This is a genomic window from Gilliamella sp. A7, from assembly GCF_002142015.1.
GTDB lineage: Bacteria > Pseudomonadota > Gammaproteobacteria > Enterobacterales > Orbaceae > Gilliamella > Gilliamella apis_A.
The window spans coordinates 149879-165637 of record NZ_NASN01000001.1 but is presented as its reverse complement, the minus strand read 5'-3'; the positions used below and the strand labels follow the sequence as shown (position 1 = coordinate 165637).

Below are 15759 nucleotides of genomic sequence, written 5' to 3'. Positions count from 1 at the left end.
TTAATGATCTTCTGTTGCCGAAGCCATCGCTAAATAGACAATCGTCAACACCATAAAAATAAATGCTTGTAAAGTGATTATCAAAATATGGAATATAGCCCATGGTAGTGATAATGCCCATTGTGACCACCAAGGTAATAACGCTGCTATTAAGATGAAGATAAGTTCACCAGCATACATGTTACCAAAGAGTCGTAATCCTAAAGAAACAGGTTTTGCTAATAAGCTAACAAGCTCTAGGACTAAGTTAATTGGTGCAAACGCCCAATGATTAAAAGGATGTAAAGTATATTCTTTAATAAAACCTGTAATCCCTTTATATTTGATCGAATAGATGATGATAAGTGCAAAAACACCTAATGACATTGACATAGTAATACTAACGTCAGCTGTCGGTACAACTCTTAAATGCGATAGACCTAAATATTGCCCTGCGTAAGGTAGGAAATCAACGGGGATCAGATCTAGTAAGTTCATTAAAAACACCCAAATAAACACAGTAAGCGCTAAAGGAGCAATAAGTTTATTTTGGCCAGTAAACATGTCTTTGACGGTATTATTGACAAATTCAAAGATCATCTCGACTGCACATTGAAGTTTACCTGGTACACCACTCGTTGCTTTCCTTGCAACACGATGGAAAATCCATAAAAACAGCACACCAAGTAAAATTGAAAAGAACAATGAATCAAGATTAAAGGTCCAAAAACCAGAACCGACTTGCAAATTCTCTAGATGGTGTTTTATATAAGCTTGCGGTGAAGCTGGAGAGGAAACTGCCATATAACCCTCTTACCTATTTTTAAAAATAAAAACTACAGCTTGTTATATTTTTCACCTTAAAAGGTATAAACAATTACTGCAATAACCGAAGCTGTTATTTTAAACCTAATTGCCTATATTAAGTCAACAACTGATTAAAAAAATAAAGAATTTAGACACTTTTTACTAATTTTGCGTAAAGAATAACAGCTTTAATAATCACTTTATTCGAAATAATTTTCACCAATTGCCTAATTAATGAAGAAAAAATAGGCTAATTTGATTGTTTAACCCCATTTGCTATTTGTTCGGCAAGTTGCTGAACTTGTGACTGATTGCTGCCTTCAACCATCACTCTAATAAGAGGCTCTGTACCTGATTTACGAATTAGCACTCGTCCGTTATTACCAAGTTGTTGTTCTACTTGTTCAATAGTTGATTTAACCTCGGTATTCGCTAATGGATCATGTTTTCCTGAAAAACGGACATTAATTAATACTTGTGGCAACATTGTCATACCACTACATAAATCAGCTAATGACATATCATTGCGTACCATTGCTGCTAAAACTTGTAAGCCAGCAACAATACCATCACCAGTAGTGGTTTTATCCAGTAGTAGAACGTGACCAGAATTTTCTGCACCTAATCGCCAATTTTTTTCAACTAGCATTTCAAGTACATGTCTATCGCCAACTTTAGCTCTTACAAATGGAATACCAAGATTTTTAAGGGCGATTTCTAATCCCATATTACTCATTAAGGTGCCGACCACGCCACCTTTAAGCTGACCTTGTCTTAATGCTTCTCGAGCGATGATATAAATAATTAAATCACCATCAATTTTATTACCTTTATGGTCAACCATAATAATACGATCGCCATCACCATCAAGGGCAAAACCTAAATCGGCTTTTTCATTGATAACCTGCTCAGTTAAAGCTTTTACATCAGTGGCACCACAATTTTCATTGATGTTAACTCCATCTGGGTCACAGCCAATTTTGATCACTTCAGCGCCAAGTTCACGTAGTACTTTCGGGGCAATGTGATAAGTGGCACCATTGGCACAATCCACCACAATTTTTAGGCCTGATAAACTTAAATCGTGATCAAAAGTACTTTTACAAAATTCAATATATCGACCAGCAGCATCGGTTATTCGACTGGCTCGACCTAACTGTTTTGATTCGACGCAATCGATCTCTTTTTCTAATTGTGTTTCGATTTCTAACTCAATTGCATCATCAAGTTTGCGTCCTTCGTTTGAGAAAAACTTAATGCCATTATCATAGAAAGGATTATGCGAAGCAGAAATGACTACACCTGCATCAGCACGAAACGTGCGGGTTAAATAAGCAATCGCTGGCGTTGGCATTGGTCCAGTAAATGCAGCTGCTACACCCGCCGAAGCAAATCCTGCTTCTAATGCTGATTCCAGCATGTAACCTGAAATGCGAGTATCTTTACCGATAATGACTTTTTTTACACCATCTTTAGCCAGTACTCGCCCAGCAGCCCAACCTAATTTGAGAGCAAAATCAGGTGTTATAGGATATTCTCCAACTTTTCCACGAATACCATCTGTCCCAAAATATTTCCGATTAGACATGTTATTTCCTCATACTGAATTTTTTATTTAACACATTACCAGCGCGATAATGTTAACGTTACTGGTATTATTACAAAAGCGCTTAGCTAAACTATTCTCGATTGTCGTTAGCAAACTTCAATAATACTTGGCTTTCTTTAATAAAACGCTCGGCATAATTACCAAACCATTTTGTTACTTCATTAAAATTCTCAATGAATTTTGTTTTATCTCTTTGTTCGATTAACTCAACCATTTGCCCAAAACATTGATAGTAACGTTTAATTAATTCAATATTGGCATCTGATGCCATAATGATATCAGCATAAAGTTCTGGATCTTGAGCAAATAAACGACCTACCATCATTAACTCAAGTCGATAAATTGGTGATGATAGGGTAATTAGTTGATCTAAATCAGCGTGTTCTCGTTGTAAATTTACACCATATGAGAATGAAGTAAAATGACGCAATGCTTGAATAAATGACATGCATTTATCATGCTCTTTTGCATCAATCGCACATAAATTTGCACCCCAAATTCGCATTTGTTCAATTAACCATTGGTATTGTTCTGGATATCGTCCTTGGCAGTAAACAATAACTTGTTTAGCTAAATTAGGTACATCAGGGCCGAACATAGGATGTAAGCCAACTACAGGGCCTGCATGCTTAGTTAACATCGCTTGTAACGGTTTGACTTTGATTGAAGTAAAATCAGTTAAAATGCAGTCTTTAGGTAGTGGTGGTAATTGTTCAATAATTTCACAAGTTTTGTTGATAGGCACGGTCACAATAACAGCAGCTGCATCAGCGACTACTTCTGCAGCTTGATGCATTGTTTTTGAACCTAGTGTTTTGACTTGGTAACCAGATAAAGTAAATAATCTGGCAAATAGTCGGCCCATTTGGCCATTACCGCCAATAATAACAATTGATCCTTTACCGGAGTAAACTTTTTTAAACCCCTTATCATTTTCACTAATATAAGACTCACGCATTAAACGACGTAAAATATCTTCAATTAGCGCGGGCGATATACCTAAATCTTCGGCTTCTTGTTTTCGTTTAGCTAACATATCCGCTTCACGTTTTGGATCGTAAATTGGAATTCCATGCTCGCTTTTCACTTCACCAACTTCGGCGACTAATGCTAGTCGCTGACTAATTAAAGATAAAATTGATTTATCAACTTCATCAATTTTATTGCGCAATGCAAGTAATTCCTTTGACATATTTGCTGGATCCTTTATCACAAGTTATAGCTTTTACTGTAATTACTTAACAGTATAACGTATTTTTGGTAGCATGGGTTAATAGCAAAATTAAATCAAATACAATAAATTTATGATTAAAGTTATCTCATTTAATATTAATAGTCTTCGGGCTAGAATTCACCAATTAGCAGCGATTATTGATAAACATCAGCCGGATATCATTGGCTTACAAGAGACCAAAGTTCATAATGATCAATTTCCAGTTGAGGAACTGGCACAGTTCGGTTATCACTTACATTATCATGGTCAAAAAGGGCATTATGGCGTGGCATTATTGACTAAGCAAAAACCATTATCAGTGCAATGTGGTTTTCCAACTGATGAGGAAGGCGCACAATGCCGATTAATTATGACTGAATTGCCAACTAACCAAGGTAATTTAATGGTCATCAATGGCTATTTCCCTCAGGGAGAAAGTTTACATCATGAAATCAAATACCCTGCTAAACGTAAATTTTATCAAGATTTAAATCAGTACATACAAAGCCAGCAACTTAATAGTCAATTATCCTTAATTATAGGTGATATGAATATTTGTCCAACTGATTTAGATATTGGTATTTCTGATGATAGCCGTAAACGATGGCTGCGTACTGGTAAATGTTCTTTTTTACCTGAAGAGCGCGAATGGATAAATAATTTAATGTCTCTTGGTTATACTGATACTTATCGTCATGCTAATCCTGAATCGCAAAGATATTCATGGTTTGATTATCGTTCTAAAGGGTTTGATAGTGAAACTGGATTAAGAATTGATTTAATATTAGCCAGCCAAAAGTTACAGCAATATTGTCAGCAAACCGGTATCGATTATGATATTCGTGGCATGGAAAAGCCATCTGACCATGCACCGATCTGGGCACAATTTGATTTAGATTAAACTTCAACTTCAACTTCAACCATAAGGATAATAGTATGCAAAGCAGTTCGATTTTATCGGTTAAAGATCTTAACCAAATGGTTAAAGATCTGCTTTCTGATGCTATTGGACAAATTTGGTTAGTGGGGGAAATTTCTAATTTTTCTCGCCCTTCTTCTGGCCATTGGTATTTCACACTAAAAGATGAAGTTGCTCAAGTGCGTTGTGCTATGTTTCGTAATAGTAATTTTCGCACTGGATTTACTCCACAAAATGGTCAACAAGTGTTGGTAAATGCTTCGGTAACGCTTTATGAAGCACGTGGCGAGTATCAATTAGTCATTAATAAAATGCAACCCGCAGGTGCGGGATTGTTACAACAAAAATTTGAACAGTTAAAACAAAAACTGTCAGAAGAAGGATTGTTTGATCCTATTTATAAACAAACATTACCCGATAATATTCGTACAGTTGGAATTATTACTTCAGCAACTGGAGCTGCGTTGCATGATATTTGTCAGATACTAAATCGACGCGATCCTAGTTTGCATTTGATTATCTATCCAACTCAGGTACAAGGTAATGAAGCGGCGGTCCAAATAGCAAGGATGATTGAAATTGCCAATGTTCGTCAAGAATGTGATGTGTTAATTGTTGGGCGAGGAGGGGGCTCACTAGAAGATCTTTGGGCATTTAATGAAGAAGTGGTCGCAAGAGCAATTTTTGCTAGCCGGTTACCGGTTGTCAGTGCTGTTGGTCATGAAGTCGATTTTACGATTGCTGATTTTGTTGCTGATGTTCGTGCTGCAACGCCATCGGCAGCGGCTGAGCTGGTAAGTCGAGACAAACTAGAGCAAATTAAGCGTTTGCAAGTCCAAGAACAATATTTATGTATGGCGATGGATTACTATTTAATGCGTCGACGAGAACGCTTAAATAAATGGCGCCATCAATTACAAACACAGCATCCTCAAGCAAAATTATCAAAACAATTAAATCGCTTATTAACTTGTCGTCATGCCTTGTTTGAAAATATGCAGCAATATTTATTAAGGCAATCTTATCGCCATAACCTACTTGATAAACGTTTAGTTCGTGTTTCACCACAACATAAAATTCTTTATTATGAGCAAAGCCTTGAACAAAAACAGCAACAAATCATTAATTTGATTCAAAACAAGCTGACAGATGCTAAGCATCAGTTTGTATTACAAACATCTCAGCTTAATAGTGTTAGCCCACTAGCAACCCTAGAACGAGGTTATTCAGTAACAACTAATCAGCAACACAAAGTGATACGCACAGTTGAACAAGTCGTTATTGGAGAAATTATTGAAACGCAGTTAAAAAGTGGCAAAGTAACTAGTCAAATTATTGAGATTGATAAAAAAACTAATTCACAATAACTATGTTTAGGTTTGAAAAATTAACTTATTATAATTTAATTGAAAATTAGCAGCTTATTTAGCTATTTTGTTTTTATTAATAATCTACACTTTTAATAAATTTAATGCGCGAAATTGGATAAAATTGTATCTTAAATAGTATTAAGGATATAATATCCAGCAAATTTATTAAAAAATACTAAGAGAATAAAGTGGTTATGCATGCTCCAATAGGTATTGATTTAGGTACTACCAATAGTTTGATTTGTGTTTGGCAAAATGGTCAATCAACGCTTATTCCCAACGCTATCGGCGAAGTTGTTACGCCATCGGTGGTCAGCATTGATGAAGATAACTCTATTTTAGTTGGTCATGCAGCTTTATCACGTTTAACCACTCATCCTAGCCGTAGCGCTGCGGCATTCAAGCGTTTTTTAGGCTCAAGTAAAGTTTTTGAATTAGGTGAGCAAAAATTTACCCCAACTGAACTTTCGGCATTGGTTTTAAAATCATTAAAAGCTGATGCTGAAGCTTTTTTAAAACAAGAGATTCGCGATGTAGTAATATCCGTACCTGCTTATTTTAATGATGAACAGCGTAAGCAAACACGCTTTGCTGCTGAGCTAGCTGGTTTAAATGCCGTGCGTTTAATTAATGAACCTACTGCTGCCGCCATGGCGTATGGTTTACATGAAGAACAATCTGGAAATACCTTAGTTTTTGATTTAGGTGGTGGTACATTTGATGTTACTGTGTTGGAATATAGCATGCCAATCATTGAGGTTCATGCTTCAGCCGGTGATAATTATTTAGGTGGTGAAGATTTTACTCATGAACTTGTTAAAGCTTGTTTAAGCGAATGGGAACTCAAACAATCAGATATTCCTGTTGATGATTATGCTCGCTTGTTAGATTTAGCCGAACAACTAAAATGTAAGCTAAGTGGTGAACAAATACATAATTTGACTTGGTCTTGGCAAGATAAGTTATGGCAATTTTCATTAAATGAAATAAGAGCTAAATCAATTTGGTTACCTTTACTTAATCGCTTACGAGCACCTGTTGAACAGGCCTTAAATGATGCTCGCTTAAAACCCAATGAACTTGAGCATATTGTCTTAGTTGGTGGTTCATCACAGTTAGGTGTAGTGCGAGAGTTAGTAACCAAACTATTTGCCAAATTACCTTATCGCCATATTAATCCAACGACTATTGTTGCACAAGGTGCAGCAGTGCAAGCGGCATGTCGTTTACGTGATGTTGATGTTGAAGAAGTGATTCTTACCGATGTGTGCCCATATACACTAGGCATTGAAAGTAGCTCTGGTAATATCAATGGTTTATTTACGCCGATTATTGAACGTAATACAATTGTTCCAACGTCAAAAGTAAAAACTTTTTCTACGACACACCCACAGCAAAAAAGCATCACTCTTTCGGTTTATCAAGGTGAAAATCCTCGGGTAGAAAATAATGTTCTAATAGATGAATTTGAAGTTCCTTTAACGCCAATGGAAAAAATACAAGGGATTGATGTTCGTTTTAGTTATGATCTAAATGGTTTACTCGAAGTTGATGTGGTATTGCTTGAAACTGGCGTATTGCATGGTAAAGTGATTGATCATAGTCCGATAGGGTTAACCGATAAACAAAAACAAGAGAGCCATGAACGACTGGCTGCACTTAAGATTCATCCGCGTGATGAAATGCCAAATCGCACTTTATTAGCACGATTAGAACGAGCATGGGCACAGTCATTGGGTGATGAACGAATATTAATTGGATCATATATTGAAGCTTTTATGCAAGTACTTGATCAGCAGAATCCGGAAGAAATCGAGCAAGTACGCAGTGAGATAGAGGGAAATCTTAGCGAGCTTAATCGATAATCATTACCTTTTCTAAAATTATCCCCTTTGCTAATCAGAAAATAGTCTTTCAAAGGGGATATTGAGATAATCTATCTTTTGAGGTTAATTTTCTATTGGTGGTCCGTAACGGTTGGTCTCATTAACAGTTGAAAGCCAACACGGCAATAATAGTAATGGTAATAAAATTGTGGCTGATACAAAATGATAGATACCTCCATTAGAATAACAGTCATTTAAGCGTCGTTTTATTGCCAAAATACTATTGATTGTTGCTAATCCGCATAATACAAGCATAATTGGATGATCTAAATTAGTTTTTTTTGCTGCCTCTATTATTAGTAAAAATAAAGGTAAACTGAAAAAGCCCATTTGTTTTAAGAAACCAGTTAAATTGGTTCGGCCCCTCCAACGCCAAATTTGCCACCATTCATTTGGCGGAAATGATTTTGATTGAAGCTTTTTCTGGTGATCCATATTTTTGGCTAACAGCAATGCTGAGGATAATTTAATTATGCTATTATTATCATTATTTTGTCCAATTTCTTCTAGTGCTTCGATATCTTCTTCTTCGCATAGCGAATCATCTTTGTCTAACTTTTTATTTATAGCATATAATTTATCTATGTTTTGCAATTCATCATTATGTTTTTTAAGGGATGACGGAATAGATAATTTGTCACAAAATGCGTTAGCAAGTTTTTTTAACTGTAGATCATCGCCAGCAAGTTTTTGTAGTATTTGGTGTAGTTTTGTTTTTTGATTTGGTTTATCAAAAACAATCATATACAGTAACATTAAACAACTTACAGGTTTGTTGGCTAGTTTATGTGCCCATCTTTGTTCAACTATTTGTTCAATTTCATCCCAATTAACCTCTTCTGGCGAGTCGGTAAACGCCTCAATTGAATTTGGATAATTAACCAACATACTGCCAATCAATTGGTTATCAGTATCGATTAAATTATATAATTCTGTATCATTTTGCCATTTGTTAGACTTAAAGGTATTGAGCAGCGGGACTAGCGGATCATTTTCTGGGAGTAAAAATAAGTTATCATTTTCACGAATAAATTCAGCGGCTTTAATTGGTGAATTGGCAATGGTAATGGCTAATAAACAGTAACGATACCATTGCCAATAAGCATTCTTATCAGCCTCAATAATTGATTGTTCAGGTGATTTAGGTAAATTATTAAACCCCCTAAATTGATAATATATTGGCCAATCAAACATTTCCATATTTCGATAGGTTACATTGCGGTATAAATGTAATTTGGCGACAAATGGGATATCATCAAATCTATCTAACCATAATCGACCATATAAAAACTGATTGCTTTTTTCGTTATCCGGATCAAATTTAGTCGGAATAGTTGCATTTTCATCACTTTGGTACAACCATTGTTTAAACTCCTGAACGGGTGGCAAATTAGTGAGCCATTCAAGGTGTTGTCTAGCTTGACGTTGTAAATTTTGTAAAATAAATTGTTCAAACTCATCTTCACTTGAGTCAGCTAAGATTTCTTGCAATAGTGTTTTATTACCGTGTCGTAGCATGATTGCATGTCGGTATAAACGATATAACCGATTGTTTCCATCATCGCATAATAAAGTATGTAGAACTTGACGATAATTCCAATGATTATCCAGTGCCCAGGTTATAACAGCCGCAATTTCATTACTATAGTTTTGTTTCCTAAATTTCAATAGTCGAGAAATTGTTGATGGCGTAAATTGCGGAATACTATATATATAAGTTTCTTGATCTTCTGGCGTTAAACAATAAGATTGGTTTAATGCCAGAATTAATAATGGTAGATAATCAAACCGATTTTTAGAACACCATAACATTAACCAACTGGTGGCTTTTTCTTGATATTGTGGTAAACGATAAAGTTCTAACCAAAGTGATAAGGCGTTTTGTTCGTCTTCAAGCAATGAATACTGCATTGCGGCGACAGCTTTCCATTGTTCCTGAATTTGCTGTTCTTGATTAGGATCAGCAATACAAGTTAAGGCATAGTCTAATAATCCTCTATTTGGCGATTTAGAAAAATAATACCAATCGGCTAATTCTTGCATGAACTCTGGATTATCAGGTAAGTAAACTACAGTATGAATAGATAAATATTCTGCTAACTCCACTGCTGGCTTTTCCCAGAAAAGCCATCTAGCACGACGAGCATAGTCGATGGTTACATTTTGTAAGACTTTATTCGTTTTTGGTAAACTGTCATAATTAAAAAAGTCACCACGATCAATATGATCAAAAAAATTCTCATACATATCGGCGTCGTTGGGCGAATAATTAATTATTTGCTGACGCCAGCGTAGATTATCAGCTAATATTTTTACACATGATAGTGATATCGTCATAGTGTCATAACTGATATCCAACAGTTTCCATTTAGCTATTTCTAGTATAGACATTGGGTAATCATAAAACGAAGCAACAAATTTATGCCATTCATTCACATCATAGCATCGAACCGGATCGTCGAGTAAAGCTTGATAGTTATCACAGATTTCTTTGACTTGTCGCTCTTCTGCGGTGAGGGGTTTAATGGCCTCTTTAGCAAGATTTTCTTGATTTAATTCTTCAGTCATTGATTCTGGTGATTTTGCATACTGCATTGCTAATTCATAGGCTTCGCGTAGCGCTTTAAAACCATCAGGATCTGTTTCAGGATGATATTCAGGTAGTTTTGCCCGATAAGCTTGTCGAATTACGGCGATATCGGTAGTTTTCTCAATTGCTAATAATTGCCAAAAATTGTTATTCATGACCAAGCATACTCCATCAATGATTCAGGTTTTTCCAATTCTTCTATCTCAATATGCCAAGGTAGGTGATGATAAGGGGAATCTTCGTCGCTATATAATTTAGTCATGGTCCATGTTTGGGATGAACGGCACAAGTCACAACGTAATCTTTCTAAATCTTCTTTATTAGTCAATGATTCCCAATATTGATAACCAACATACCAGCCTGAAAAATAACTTTGCCATGATGAATAATAATATTGAGCTCGAAGTCCAATTCTATACAAAATCCAAAGGGCTTCTTCTTCAGTAATAAATTTATTGGTGATGCCATTACGTAATATATAGCCCATACGTGCATAATCCCAACTACGGATGCCTCCAGCACCACATTCGGAATAAGTCTTTTCAACAAATTCGAGTAAAACTTTATCGTAATCGCTCTGTTTGTCTGTGTAATTCAACCAATCTAATGCCGATAGGCGAGGATACATAAAGTAGTGTTTAGATAAGGCTGTTGCATGACCGTCATCGACCATATTAAAGACCATTGCTAATAGTGTTTCTCGAGAGTGGATGCCCCAATCTTTTTGCATATCAATATATTCATAATTAGGAAAAAAAAATGGTGAGGTATAACTTGCACCACTCTCTTTATTTAAGGCAACCATTGGTGCTGATAAACCATATAACCAATCGATATAATCTTGATTCATAGCTTTATTCCATTAATTTTTTAAACGACCTTTTGATAAAAGATAACAGATTTTATAAAAAAATAAATGTTTGTTATAACAATTAAATTAATTACTTTTTTGCTATAGATTAGCAAAAAAAAACGAAAGATTTTATTTTTTAAAACAATAAAATTGTTTTGCAAAACTATATCTACAAGGCATAATAAAAACTATTCACCAGTATTTGAATTTTACTGAGTAGTAAATAAAAGGAGTAATAATGAAAAAATTTTTCTTAGTAACAGCATTAGTAACGAGCGCATTAATGCTACAAGGTTGTGTTGCTGCTGTTATTGGTTTAGGTGCTGGTGCAACAGCTAAAGTTGCCACTGATCCGCGTACCACTGGAACACAAGTTGATGATACGACTCTCAACACTCGAATGAATAGTAAGTTAAGTGAAAATGGTCCTTTTTTTATCGGCTCACGTATCTCTTCAAGTACTTATGATGGCAATATTATTTTAACTGGCCAAGCCAATGCTGAACAGATTGAAAAAGCTGAACGTTTAGCTTATCAAGTTGAAGGTGTAAGAAAAGTTTATAACCAAATTCGCGCTGGAGAGCCGGTTGGGGCAGGAACTATCTCCAATGATATGTGGATTACTACCAAAGTTAAATCCCAACTTATGCTAAATTCGAAAACAAAAGCACGTAATATTAAAGTTGTGACTGAAAATCAAGAAGTATTTTTGATTGGGATTGTCAGTAATGAAGAGGGACAACAAGCCGCTACTATTGCCAGTAAAGTTGCTGGTGTGAGAAAGGTGATTACATTATTTACCCTACGTTAATTACGAATGTAGAAGCTAAAAGGCTTTAAAAAGGGAGAAATTATTCTCCCTTTTTTACTTAACTACCGGCTAACTTAATACGTTCAATTATTTTTTCAATTCCTTGTAGACGAGATTGGCTCAACTCATCAGTAATTTTTAATTGCTTTAATATTGCAAGAAAATCGATGGCTTGAATTTGTTCTACTGTTTTATGATTGGCAATAATGATTAAAATAGCTAGTAAACCTTTTACGATTCTGCCTTCGCTATCACCTTGAAAGATAAAAGTATTATCTAATTGTTTTTCATTGGTTAGCCATACCCGATTTTCACAACCATAAATTTGGTTGGATTCTATTTTTTTTATATCCGGAAAATCAGGTAATTGTTTTGCTAAGACAATTAATTGTCTATAACGATCTTGCCAGTTATGTTGTTTAGAAAATAATTCAAATAAAGTTTGTTGTGATAGCATAATTAAAACCGATTAGTAATTGAACAAGTCATTAACGTTTCTTTGATTAACTACAGATATAGCTTAAGTGAGTAATTCAATGGCATTTTGTAATGCTGTAATAAAATGATCAATATCGTGCTGATTATTATATGGCATAAGTGAAATGCGAATAACACCATGACAACCAAGTTTAGCCATAAGTGGTTTAGCGCACAATTCACCGGTTCGGATGGCAATATTTTGTTCGCTTAATAAAATAGCGATATCATTATGATGAATGTTTTGTATATTAAAGCTAATGATAGGGCTATTTTTAACACTATAAAATTGTATATTGGTTAATTGGCTTAATTTTGATTCAGTATAGTCAGCTAATTGTTTTATATAACTTTCTAATTGTGCTTCATTCCACTTTGTTAACCAATCTAAGGTTGCTTTAAAACCAATAATACCAGCTATATTTTGCGTACCAGCTTCAAATTTATAGGGAAGATCTTCAACTGTAAATTCGGTAAATGAAGCCGTTTTTAACATTTTTCCACCACCATGCCAAACATCCATTTGATTGAGTAAATGTTGTTTTCCATATAGTATCCCCAATCCAGTTGGGCCATATAGCTTATGAGCAGAAAAGGCATAAAAATCGATATTTAAATTTTCAACATCAATCGGATGATGTATAACGCCTTGAGCGCCATCCACGACTAATACCGCATTGGTTTGATGAACTAGTTGACTAATTTGGGCTAAATCTGGACAAAAACCGGTAACGTTAGACATTTGAGTTATAGCAACAATTTTAGTTCTCGCTGAGAGTAATCTTGAAAGCTCATCAATATCTGCTGACCATTTAATGATCTTGGCGCCAGTTTGTTTCGCCACAATAAGCCAAGGTAACAAGTTGCTGTGATGTTCTAACTCGCTAACAATGATTTCATCACCTATATGTAATTGTGCTCTGGCATAACTTTGGGCAATTAAGTTGATTGATTCGGTTGTGCCACGAGTCCAAATGATTTCACAATTTGATTTAGCATGAAGTAGATCAGCAATATTTTGCCTAGTTTGCTCAATCGTTGCGGTGACTTGTAGTGCATCTTGATGCAAACTACGTTGTGCTGTTGCAGTATTATGCGCGTAATACTCAATGGTTGCATCAATCATGGTTTGCGGTTTTAGCGCTGTAGCTGCTGAATCAAGATACACATTATGGCTAGCTAGGGCAGGGAAATCCGCCCTAAATTTTTCGAGTAGCAGCATATTATTGTGTAAGTTCAAGTCCTGCAATTCCATTCCAATAACCGTTACAGTCTCGTTTATGTTCAATGTGTAAAGGATTTAGTCCTTCTTCATTAGCTCTAAATTGCTTAACTACCTCGAGTGTTTCAATTCCAAGCGGAGAAATACGTACGATATCAACTAATCCTTTCATCTCTTTTAGATTGTTACCTAAGTTATAACAGTAGCCACTTTGTGTTTGAATACCGTTAAGAACAAATACTTTTTGTTGTTCTTGAGAAAATACTTCTCGACCAACGGGATATTTAATGCAGCAAGTCTCACATTTATCTTTTGGTTTATCTTCCGATCTAGCAGTAAAGCAGCGGGCAGAATAAGCTAATGGTAAATAACCATAGCTAAATACTTCAACTTCAAAATTGCGTTCAATTTTCAATGCATCAAATTGTTTTAAAACATTGCTTAACCAATCGCGAGAAAGTTCAACTGGCATACACCAACGCACCATACCTTGTTTTTGTAATAATTTTAGGGTTAATGCGTTATAACAGTTAATAGCCGGACCAGCGACAAAGGGTAAATTATTGTCATGAGCGACATTAATTGCCGCCAAATCATTAGCTTCAATTAAAAAATCACCATTATTAACTAATTGTTTTAAATCAATTAGTTCTGATGGTGCTTCAAGCAGTGCTAGGGTAGAAAGTACGACTTGTTTACCGGATTTAGCAATTTCTTTGGCTAAATCTAACCAATTGGGTACTTTCATTTCCCGACGTTTGGTACATACTGTTTCGCCCATATAAATAATATCTGCGTCACTATCTTTCGCTGCTTGGTAAAAGGCTTCGGTTTCAATTTTAGGCCAATAATAAAGTACAGGGCCTAACGCATATTTCATAGTCTTGCTCACTATATCTGTATTTAATTATTTTTAATAGTCAATGTTTGATAGCTACTTTCTAACGCTAATATCAAAAGTCATTTAGATGAGTATCATATTTATTTTATTGGTAAACATGAGTAAATATGTTTATATTTTATTGCCATTTACGGTGGTAAGCACCTAATGTCGTTTGTGTGCCTTCTGATACTGATCCTAATGTATCCATCCAGTTCTTTTCTGCTTGGAATGTTTGAGGATTAGCTTTATAGCGATCAATAGCTTGTCGCCAAACTTTGGTCACTTGTTCCACATAAGCTGGACTACGTTGCCGACCCTCAATTTTTACTGAGGCAATATTAGCTGCAAATAGTTCAGGTAACAGTTCAATAGTATTTAAACTTGTTGGTTCTTCAATCGGGTGATACAGTTCATCGCCAACAAAATAGCGTCCTTTACATAAGGTTGGGTAACCCGCATTTTCACCTTTCTTATGGCAATCGATTAATACATTATTCAGTCTAGATTCAAGCCCTTTATCGGTCTCTTCCCAACGGACAAATTTTGCTGGTGAACAAGCTCCTACGGTATTGGGGGATTCACCGGTTAAATATGATGATAAATAACAGCGACCTTCCGCCATAATACATAAGCTACCGAATGCAAATACTTCCAATGGTACTGGAGAGACTTGTGATAACTGTTTTACTTGATGCATGGATAACACTCGCGGTAAAACAATACGATGTACCTGGAAGTTATTATGATAAAACTTGATTGATTCTTCATTGGTTGATGATGCTTGAACCGAGACGTGGCGCTCAAGATTAGGATGTTTTTCGGCTGCATAATCAAGCATGGCTAAATCAGCAATGATTAGGGCATCGGCACCAATGTTTGCTGCTGTATCGACTGCATATTGCCAGCGTTCAAAGTTTTCCGGATGAGCGAAGGTATTAATTGCGATGTGTAACTTTTTACCATGCTTATGTACATATTCAGATGCTTCAATTAAACGCTTTTCATTAAAATTTAATCCCGCAAAATGGCGAGCATTGGTATCATCTTTCAAACCAATATAAACGGCATCAGCACCGTTATCGATTGCTATTTTTAATGATGGTAACGAGCCAGCAGGGCAAAGAAGTTCCATATTTATAC

The 15759-nt window shown here is 35.5% G+C and carries 13 protein-coding genes; 4 read left to right on the top strand and 9 right to left on the bottom strand.

Translation table 11 applies throughout. The features are described from left to right. From atpB to tyrA, 3 genes are all read right to left on the bottom strand, one after another. Nucleotides 1–783, bottom strand: coding sequence for a F0F1 ATP synthase subunit A (gene atpB / locus B6D18_RS00785; RefSeq protein WP_086362699.1), 783 nt, complete (start codon nt 781–783; stop codon nt 1–3). Between the two features lie 253 nt (nt 784–1036). Beyond that, nucleotides 1037–2374: a phosphoglucosamine mutase gene (gene glmM, locus B6D18_RS00780; RefSeq protein ID WP_086362698.1), complete on the bottom strand. Its 1338-nt coding sequence runs from the start codon at nt 2372–2374 to the stop codon at nt 1037–1039. A gap of 91 nt (nt 2375–2465) precedes the next feature. Next, nucleotides 2466–3587, bottom strand: a complete 1122-nt coding sequence (gene tyrA, locus B6D18_RS00775; RefSeq protein ID WP_086362697.1) for a bifunctional chorismate mutase/prephenate dehydrogenase — start codon at nt 3585–3587, stop codon at nt 2466–2468. A 115-nt stretch (nt 3588–3702) separates the two neighbouring features. Here tyrA and xthA point away from each other — a divergent pair, with 115 nt between their 5' ends. The 3 genes from xthA to B6D18_RS00760 all read left to right on the top strand — a co-directional run bounded on the left by xthA (nt 3703) and on the right by B6D18_RS00760 (nt 7762). Continuing rightward, complete coding sequence (gene xthA / locus B6D18_RS00770) at nt 3703–4509, top strand: exodeoxyribonuclease III (RefSeq protein WP_086362714.1); 807 nt, start codon at nt 3703–3705, stop codon at nt 4507–4509. Nucleotides 4510–4544: 35 nt separating this feature from the next. Next, complete coding sequence (xseA, locus tag B6D18_RS00765; RefSeq protein WP_086362696.1) at nt 4545–5894, top strand: exodeoxyribonuclease VII large subunit; 1350 nt, start codon at nt 4545–4547, stop codon at nt 5892–5894. Nucleotides 5895–6091: 197 nt separating this feature from the next. After that, nucleotides 6092–7762: a molecular chaperone HscC gene (locus tag B6D18_RS00760; RefSeq protein WP_086362713.1), complete on the top strand. Its 1671-nt coding sequence runs from the start codon at nt 6092–6094 to the stop codon at nt 7760–7762. A gap of 84 nt (nt 7763–7846) precedes the next feature. On the opposite strand, the gene B6D18_RS00755 is transcribed toward B6D18_RS00760, so the two are convergent. Then, nucleotides 7847–10528, bottom strand: a complete 2682-nt coding sequence (locus B6D18_RS00755) for a J domain-containing protein (protein WP_086362695.1) — start codon at nt 10526–10528, stop codon at nt 7847–7849. Beyond that, nucleotides 10525–11223, bottom strand: a complete 699-nt coding sequence (locus tag B6D18_RS00750; protein ID WP_086362694.1) for a DUF1266 domain-containing protein — start codon at nt 11221–11223, stop codon at nt 10525–10527. The genes B6D18_RS00755 and B6D18_RS00750 overlap by 4 nt, the downstream gene beginning before the upstream one ends. A gap of 241 nt (nt 11224–11464) precedes the next feature. On the opposite strand from B6D18_RS00750, the gene dolP reads away from it, so the two are divergent. Next, the gene (gene dolP, locus B6D18_RS00745; protein ID WP_086362693.1) at nt 11465–12037 is read left to right on the top strand and encodes a division/outer membrane stress-associated lipid-binding lipoprotein; all 573 of its coding nucleotides are present in this window, start codon (nt 11465–11467) and stop codon (nt 12035–12037) included. 58 nt (nt 12038–12095) lie between these two features. Here dolP and csdE read toward each other — a convergent pair whose 3' ends face one another. From csdE to B6D18_RS00725, 4 genes are all read right to left on the bottom strand, one after another. Then, nucleotides 12096–12494 carry a cysteine desulfurase sulfur acceptor subunit CsdE gene (gene csdE, locus B6D18_RS00740; protein ID WP_086362692.1) on the bottom strand — a complete coding sequence of 133 codons (399 nt, stop codon included), beginning with the start codon at nt 12492–12494 and terminating at the stop codon, nt 12096–12098. A 63-nt stretch (nt 12495–12557) separates the two neighbouring features. Beyond that, nucleotides 12558–13769, bottom strand: coding sequence for a cysteine desulfurase CsdA (gene csdA, locus B6D18_RS00735; RefSeq protein WP_216818789.1), 1212 nt, complete (start codon nt 13767–13769; stop codon nt 12558–12560). Then, entirely contained in the window at nt 13738–14616 is an 879-nt protein-coding gene (locus B6D18_RS00730; RefSeq protein WP_086362690.1) for a U32 family peptidase, read from the bottom strand. The genes csdA and B6D18_RS00730 overlap by 32 nt, the downstream gene beginning before the upstream one ends. Before the next feature lie 139 nt (nt 14617–14755). Next, entirely contained in the window at nt 14756–15751 is a 996-nt protein-coding gene (locus B6D18_RS00725; RefSeq protein ID WP_065651370.1) for a peptidase U32 family protein, read from the bottom strand. Nucleotides 15752–15759: the final 8 nt, after the last annotated feature.

Bases quoted from the DNA above. Each gene is read 5' to 3' on its own strand.
- atpB (WP_086362699.1), bottom strand. From the start codon at position 783: ATGGCAGTTTCCTCTCCAGCTTCACCGCAAGCTTATATAAAACACCAT.
- glmM (WP_086362698.1), bottom strand. From the start codon at position 2,374: ATGTCTAATCGGAAATATTTTGGGACAGATGGTATTCGTGGAAAAGTT.
- tyrA (WP_086362697.1), bottom strand. From the start codon at position 3,587: ATGTCAAAGGAATTACTTGCATTGCGCAATAAAATTGATGAAGTTGAT.
- xseA (WP_086362696.1), top strand. From the start codon at position 4,545: ATGCAAAGCAGTTCGATTTTATCGGTTAAAGATCTTAACCAAATGGTT.
- B6D18_RS00760 (WP_086362713.1), top strand. From the start codon at position 6,092: ATGCATGCTCCAATAGGTATTGATTTAGGTACTACCAATAGTTTGATT.
- B6D18_RS00755 (WP_086362695.1), bottom strand. From the start codon at position 10,528: ATGAATAACAATTTTTGGCAATTATTAGCAATTGAGAAAACTACCGAT.
- B6D18_RS00750 (WP_086362694.1), bottom strand. From the start codon at position 11,223: ATGAATCAAGATTATATCGATTGGTTATATGGTTTATCAGCACCAATG.
- dolP (WP_086362693.1), top strand. From the start codon at position 11,465: ATGAAAAAATTTTTCTTAGTAACAGCATTAGTAACGAGCGCATTAATG.
- csdE (WP_086362692.1), bottom strand. From the start codon at position 12,494: ATGCTATCACAACAAACTTTATTTGAATTATTTTCTAAACAACATAAC.
- csdA (WP_216818789.1), bottom strand. From the start codon at position 13,769: ATGGAATTGCAGGACTTGAACTTACACAATAATATGCTGCTACTCGAA.
- B6D18_RS00730 (WP_086362690.1), bottom strand. From the start codon at position 14,616: ATGAAATATGCGTTAGGCCCTGTACTTTATTATTGGCCTAAAATTGAA.
- B6D18_RS00725 (WP_065651370.1), bottom strand. From the start codon at position 15,751: ATGGAACTTCTTTGCCCTGCTGGCTCGTTACCATCATTAAAAATAGCA.